The 6,072-nt window shown below is 73.3% G+C and carries 4 protein-coding genes and 1 pseudogene; all 5 read left to right on the top strand.

What is annotated here, in order from left to right; translation table 11 throughout:
* Positions 1-116: 116 nt before the first annotated feature.
* The 5 genes and pseudogenes from FFS10_RS19415 (at position 117) to FFS10_RS19400 (ending at position 6,071) form a co-directional block, all read left to right on the top strand.
* On the top strand, positions 117-1,106 hold the full coding sequence (locus tag FFS10_RS19415) for a Bug family tripartite tricarboxylate transporter substrate binding protein (protein WP_137896252.1): 990 nt from the start codon (positions 117-119) through the stop codon (positions 1,104-1,106).
* A 39-nt stretch (positions 1,107-1,145) separates the two neighbouring features.
* A complete protein-coding gene (locus tag FFS10_RS19410) occupies positions 1,146-2,501 on the top strand; it encodes a DUF1254 domain-containing protein (RefSeq protein WP_137896251.1) in 1,356 nt (451 codons plus the stop codon).
* Positions 2,502-3,773: pseudogene (locus FFS10_RS23220) on the top strand (DUF1254 domain-containing protein); the annotation flags it as partial.
* 33 nt (positions 3,774-3,806) lie between these two features.
* Positions 3,807-5,054, top strand: coding sequence for an alkyl sulfatase dimerization domain-containing protein (locus FFS10_RS23215; RefSeq protein WP_212744158.1), 1,248 nt, complete (start codon positions 3,807-3,809; stop codon positions 5,052-5,054).
* A 30-nt stretch (positions 5,055-5,084) separates the two neighbouring features.
* Positions 5,085-6,071 (top strand): tripartite tricarboxylate transporter substrate binding protein, encoded by a 987-nt coding sequence (locus FFS10_RS19400; RefSeq protein WP_137896250.1) that lies wholly within the window; start codon positions 5,085-5,087, stop codon positions 6,069-6,071.
* The last annotated feature ends 1 nt before the right edge of the window (position 6,072 follow it).

The following is a 6,072-nucleotide window of genomic DNA, read 5'->3' as shown; positions in this document are numbered from 1 at the left end:
ACACCCTCACGAATGTGCACGCATGACTCGGGGCCGCCGTAGCTGGCTAAGCCTTCAACGTATGACTCTTTCATTCACAACACTTTGCCGGTTTTGACCGGCGCACGGAGACCGCCATGACCCCATCCCCATCCCTCACGCGACGCAGCACGCTGCTCGCCGCCCTGGCCCTGGCCGCGGGCGGCGCCGCCGCCCAGGCCGACTACCCGCACAAGCCGGTGCGCATCGTCGTGCAGTACCAGGCCGGCGGCATGTCCGACGCGCTGGCGCGCGTGATCGCCGAGCCGCTCGCGCAGCGCCTGGGCCAGCCCGTGCTGGTGGAGAACCGCAGCGGCGCGGGCGGCATCATAGGCACCGACTACGTGGCCAAGAGCGCGCCCGACGGCCATACCCTGCTGCTCACGGTGCCAGGCCCGGTCACGGCCAACCTCGCGCTCTACAGCAAGCTGCCCTACGACCCGCGCACCGAGCTGCGCATGGTCTCCGACATCGCCTTGCCGCGCCTGGTGCTGGCCGTACACCCCTCGGTGCCGGCCACCGACTTCAAGGGCCTGCTCGCCGCGATCAAGGCCGCGCCCGGCAAGTACAGCATGGGCTCCTGGGGCCCGGGCACCCAGCCGCACCAGATCCAGGTCTTCATGGACCGCCAGCACGACCTGAAGACCACCCATGTGCCGTACAAGGGCGAGGCCCCGATGGTGGTGGACCTGGTCGGCGGCGTGATTTCCATGACCGTGGGCTCCACCGCCTCGCTGCAGCAGCACATCGCGTCCGGCAAGCTGCGCGCCCTGGCCGTCGCCGGTCCGCGCCGCGCCAAGGCCCTGCCCGAGGTGCCGACCTTCGCCGAGCAGGGCTTTGCCGACACCGTCTACGCGATCACCGGGCCGATCTCGGTCATGGCGCCGGCCAAGACGCCAGGGGCCGTCGTCGAGCGCCTGGGCCGCGAGATCGCCGCCATCGTGCGCCAGCCCGAGGTCGCGCGCCGCATCGAGGGCCTGGGCGCCGAGCCGCTGGGCAATACGCCGGCCGAGGCCGCGGCGGCCTACCAGGCCTTGCTGCCGGTCGCGCTCAAGCTCACGCAGGACACCGGCGTGCGCCTCGACTGATTCCCCTCCACCGCTTCCTTCACCTGCGTGCACTCGACCATGAACGATCCCCATCCCCTCGCCGGCGCCCGCCAGTCCCTGGCCCGCGCCATCGGCCTCACGGCCTTCGTGTTCGGCTACCCGCTGATCGAATCCATGCGCACCTGCCGGCTGCAGACCGGCGGCAGCGCCACCGCGCCGCTGCGCGCGCCGGTGGACGCGCTGCACCATATCCGCCGCCCCTCGACCGACCAGGACCGCGACATCGTCACCCCGGCCAACGACCTGCTCTACACCACGGCCTGGATCCACCTCGCCGACGGGCCGCGCCTGCTGACCGTGCCTTCGGCCGCGCGCCACCCGGGCCGCTACTTCGTGCTCGCGCTGTATGACGCCTGGACCGAGAACTTCGAGAACCTGGGCCCGCGCAACTGCGCGGCCGGGGGCGAGACCGTGCTGCTCGTGGGCCCGGGCGGCCAAGTGCCGCCGGGCCTGGAGGGCCATCGCGTGGTGCGCTGCCCGACCAACCTGGTCTGGCTGATCGGCCGCATCCTGGTCGGCGACGAGGCCGACTGGCCCGCCGCGCGCGCCCTGCAGGCCGAGATCGCGCTGGCCCCGGCGCGCGGCACGGGCCTGGGCCGCCGCCCGCTGGGCGTCGAGCAATGGGCCGGCGAGCCGATCGATGCGATGGCCGAGGCCTGGGAGCAGCAGCGCCCGGCCGAGCTGGTCGCGCCGCGCTTCTTCACGGCCCTGTGCCAGGCCCTGGCCGAGACACAGGCTCGGCCCGAGGACGCCGGCCTGATCGCCTGGCTGGGCCAGGCAGGCCTGGTCGCGAACCCGCAGTTCTCCTGGGAGGCCCTGGACGAGCCGCAGCGCAAAGGCCTGGTCGAGGGCTTTGCCGACGCCGTGACCCTGGTGGCGACGGCCGCGCGCAGCCGCCACACCCGGCCCTGGACGCTGGCCCGGCGCGCCGGCCGCTACGGCAACGACTACCTGGCGCGCGCGCTGACGGCCTACATCGGCCTGGGCGCCCTGGCCACCGACGAGGCACTCTACGGTGCCGGCCATTTCGACGCCAGGCAGCAGCCGCTCGCGGGCCCGCGCCGCTACAGGCTGCGCTTCGCCCCGGGCGAGCTGCCGCCGGTCGAGGCCTTCTGGTCGGTCACGCTCTACGACGCCGACCGCTTCCTCTACCCCAACGCGATCGGTCGCCACGCGATCGGCGACCGCACGCCGGGCCTGCGCCTGGAGCCCGACGGCTCGCTCGTGATCGACTTCGCGCACGAGGCGCCGGCCGACGCGCGCAACTGGCTGCCCACGCCGGCGGGCCCGTTCTACCTGATCCTGCGCCTGTACCACCCGCGCGACGGCATACACAGCTGGAAGATCCCCGCACTCGAGCCGCTGGAGAACTGAATGGAAGCGAACATCTGCGACCAGGACCAGGCCGCCGCGCTGCGCGCCCTGGCCGACGAGGCCGCCACCTACGGCTTCGCGCTGCACGAGATGGCGCGCATGCGCGCCGCCACCTCGCCGCGCCGCTGCGCCGCGGGCCCGGCCGGCGAGGGACCGGACGACCCGCAGCGCTGGTGCAACGTCTTCGTGCACGCGCGCCAGCTGCTGGGCGCGGGCGGCAGCCGCGTGGTCACGCCCAACCACGACACGCTCTACAGCAACGCCTGGCTGGACCTGGGCCAGGGCCCGCTGGTCGTCGAGGTGCCCGACACCGCGGGGCGCTACTACGTGCTGGGCCTGCTGGACTTCTACACCAACCCCTTCGCGAGCATAGGCCAGCGCAGCACGGGCACGGCCGCGGGCCGTTTCGTGGTGACGCCCCCGGGCTGGCAGGGGCCGCTGCCCCAGGGCCTGCCCGTCATCGCCGCGCCCACGCCCTGGGTCTGGATCATCGGCCGCATCCTGGTCGACGGCCCCGAGGACCTGCCGGCCGTGCACGCGCTGCAGGACGGCCTCCGGCTGCACGCGCTGGACCCGGACCAGGCGCTGCCGCGCCGCTTCGACCCGGGCCCGCCGGCCATGGACCCGCAGGCCCCCGACGCGGCGCGCTTCGCCGCCTTGGTCAACCAGGCGCTGGCCCAGAACCCGCCGCCCGCGCCGGAGCGCGCCCGGGTCGCGCGCTTCGCCGCCCTGGGCCTGGGCGCCGGCCTGGGCCTGCCTTCGCCGGCGCAGCTGGCGCTGCTGGACCAGGCGCTGGCGGGCTGCCTGGCGCGCTGGCGCGAGGCCTCGCTGGGCCGCACCGGCCCCACGGGCTGGCAGAGCCTGCCGCCGCTGGGCGCCTCGTTCGGCGACGATTACGAGCGCCGCGCCCTGGTCGCGCTCAAGTACATAGGCGCGCTGGACAGCCGCGAGGCGCTCTACCCCATGGCGCACCACGACGCCCAGGGCCGGCCGCTGGACGGCCGCCACGCCTACCGCCTGCGCTTCGCGCCCGGCGCCCTGCCGCCGGCCCGGGCCTTCTGGTCGCTGACGATCTACGACGCACGCGACTGCATGCTGGTGCCCAATGCGATAGCCCGCTACGCGATCGGCGACCGCACGCCGGGCCTGCAGCGCGACGCCGACGGCGGGCTCACGCTGCACATCCAGCACGAGGCGCCTGCCGACCCGGCCGCGCGCGCCAACTGGCTGCCGGCGCCGGCCGGCGGCTTCTACCTCTGCCTGCGCGCCTATGTGCCCAGCCAGGACATGCTGGACGGCCGCTACATGCTGCCGCCGCTCGAGCGTGCGGACCAGGCCTCGGCCTTGCCGCTGCGCACCGGCCAGGGGGCCGAGGCCATCGCTCCCGGCCTGTGGCTGCTGCACGGCCAGGGCCAATCCTTCGTGGCCGAGACCTCGGCCGGCCTGGTGGTGGTCGACACCGGCCCCGGCGGCCAGGTCACCGAGGCCATGATCGCCGCGCTGCGCAGCTGCAGCGACGCCCCGCTCCACGCGCTGTGCTACAGCCACGGCCATATCGGCTACAACGCCGGCGTGCCCCAGTGGCTGGCCCATGCGCGTGCGCGCGGCGAACCGGCGCCGCGCCTGATCGCCCACCGCAACCTGCCGCGCCGCTACGCGCGCTACCGCGAGACCCGCGCACTGCAGCAGCATCTGGCCGAGATGCAGTTCCGCATGGCCGCAGGCTCGTTCGAGCTGGCGCTGCACGACCCGACCGAGCTGTTCGACGACAGCCTCGTGATCGGCGAGGGCGAGCGCCGCGTGGAGCTGCGCTGGGCACCGGCCGAGACCGACGACGGCATCGCCGTCTGGTGCCCCACGCAGCGCGTGCTCTACGGCGGCGCGGCCTTGCTCGACTCCATCCCCAACATCGGCACGCCGCTGCGCACGCTGCGCGACACGGTGCGCTGGGCCGACACGCTCGAGGCCTTGCTCGCGCTGGCGCCCGAGCGCGTGGTGCGCGAATTCGGGCCCACGATAGACGGCACCGACGCGGTGCGCAAGGTGCTGGGCCACACGGCGCGCGCGCTGCGCTGGCTGCGCGCCGAGACCGTGCGACTGATGAACGAGGGCCTGGGCGAGCGCGAGATCCTGGCGCGCATGCACTACCCGGACGAGCTGTTCGCCGTGCCCTGGATGCGCCCGACCTACGGCGACCCGAGCTACATCGTGCGCGACATCTACCGCTCGGAGAACGGCTGGTGGGACCGCAACCCCACGACGCTGCATCCCGCGGCCCCCGCAGCCCTGGCCCGCGCCCAGGCCGAGGCCATCGCCGACAAGGCCGCGGTGCTGGCCCAGGCCAGAAGCCTGGCCGAGCGCGGCGAGCTGCAGCTCGCGCTGCACGTGGTCGACCTGCTGGCCCTGGCCGAGGGGCCCGCGCCCGAGATCGCCGAGGCGCGCGCTCTCAAGGCCGGCTGGCTGCGCGAGCGCGCCGAGCAGCTGCGCAGCTACGTCTCGCGCAGCCTCTACCTGCACGGCGCCGCGCGGCTCGAGGCCGGCGCGGCACCCTGAAACCGTCCATCCTTCCTATCATTCCATGACATGGAGACACCCATGAAAGCACTGGCCCCACGCATCCTGTCCACCCTGGCGCTGGCCGTCCTCGCACCGCTGGCCGCGGCCCAGGGCAGCTACCCCGAGCGGCCCGTCACCCTGGTCGTGCCCACCGCCCCCGGTGGCGGCACCGACACCATCGCGCGCTTCATCGCCGAGCGCCTGTCCAAGGCACTCAAGCAGCCCTTCGTGATCGACAACAAGCCGGGCGCCAACGGCATCCCGGGCACCGACAACGTGGCCCGCGCCCAGCCCGACGGCTACCGCCTGCTGTTCACCTACACCGCAGCCCAGGTGGTCAACCCGGCCATCATGCGCAAGCTGCCCTACGACGCGCACAAGGACCTCGCGCCCATCGCGCAGATCGGCCGCGCCGGCAACCTGATGGTGGTCAGCCCCCAGCTGCCGGTGAAGAACATCAAGGAGTTCGTCGACTACGTGAAGGCCAGGCCCGACCAGATCAACTACTGCTCCTGGGGCACGGGCTCGGGCGGCCACCTGACCATGGAGAGCTTCAAGAAGCAGACCGGCCTGGTCATGACCCATGTGCCCTACAAGGGCAGCGCCCCCTGCATGCAGGACATCGTGTCCGGCCAGGTGCAGGCCGGCTTCGCCGACATCTCCTCGAGCATGGAGCTGGTGCGCGCCGGCAAGCTGCGCGCCATCGCCTACAGCGGCCCCACGCGCATGCCTCGCCTGCCCGAGGTGCCGACCCTGACCGAGGCCGGCTACCCGTTCAGCGCCTACTCCTGGTACGGCCTGTTCGCCCCGGCCGCCACGCCGCGGCCCATCGTGCAGAAGCTCAACGCCGCGATGCAGGAGGTGCTCAAGGACCCTGCCACCGTGGAGCGGCTGCACGAGCTCAACTTCACCGACATTCCGATCACCACGCCCGAGCAGTTCGCCGAAACGGTGCGCAAGGACATGGCCCAGTGGGGCGATCTGGCGCGCTCGCTGAACCTGGCGCTCGATTGAG

The organism is Ramlibacter sp. 2FC, assembly GCF_005503345.1.
Lineage (GTDB): Bacteria > Pseudomonadota > Gammaproteobacteria > Burkholderiales > Burkholderiaceae_C > SCMQ01.
The sequence above is the reverse complement of the archived record's forward strand: the minus strand, read 5'-3'. Positions and strand labels throughout refer to the sequence as shown.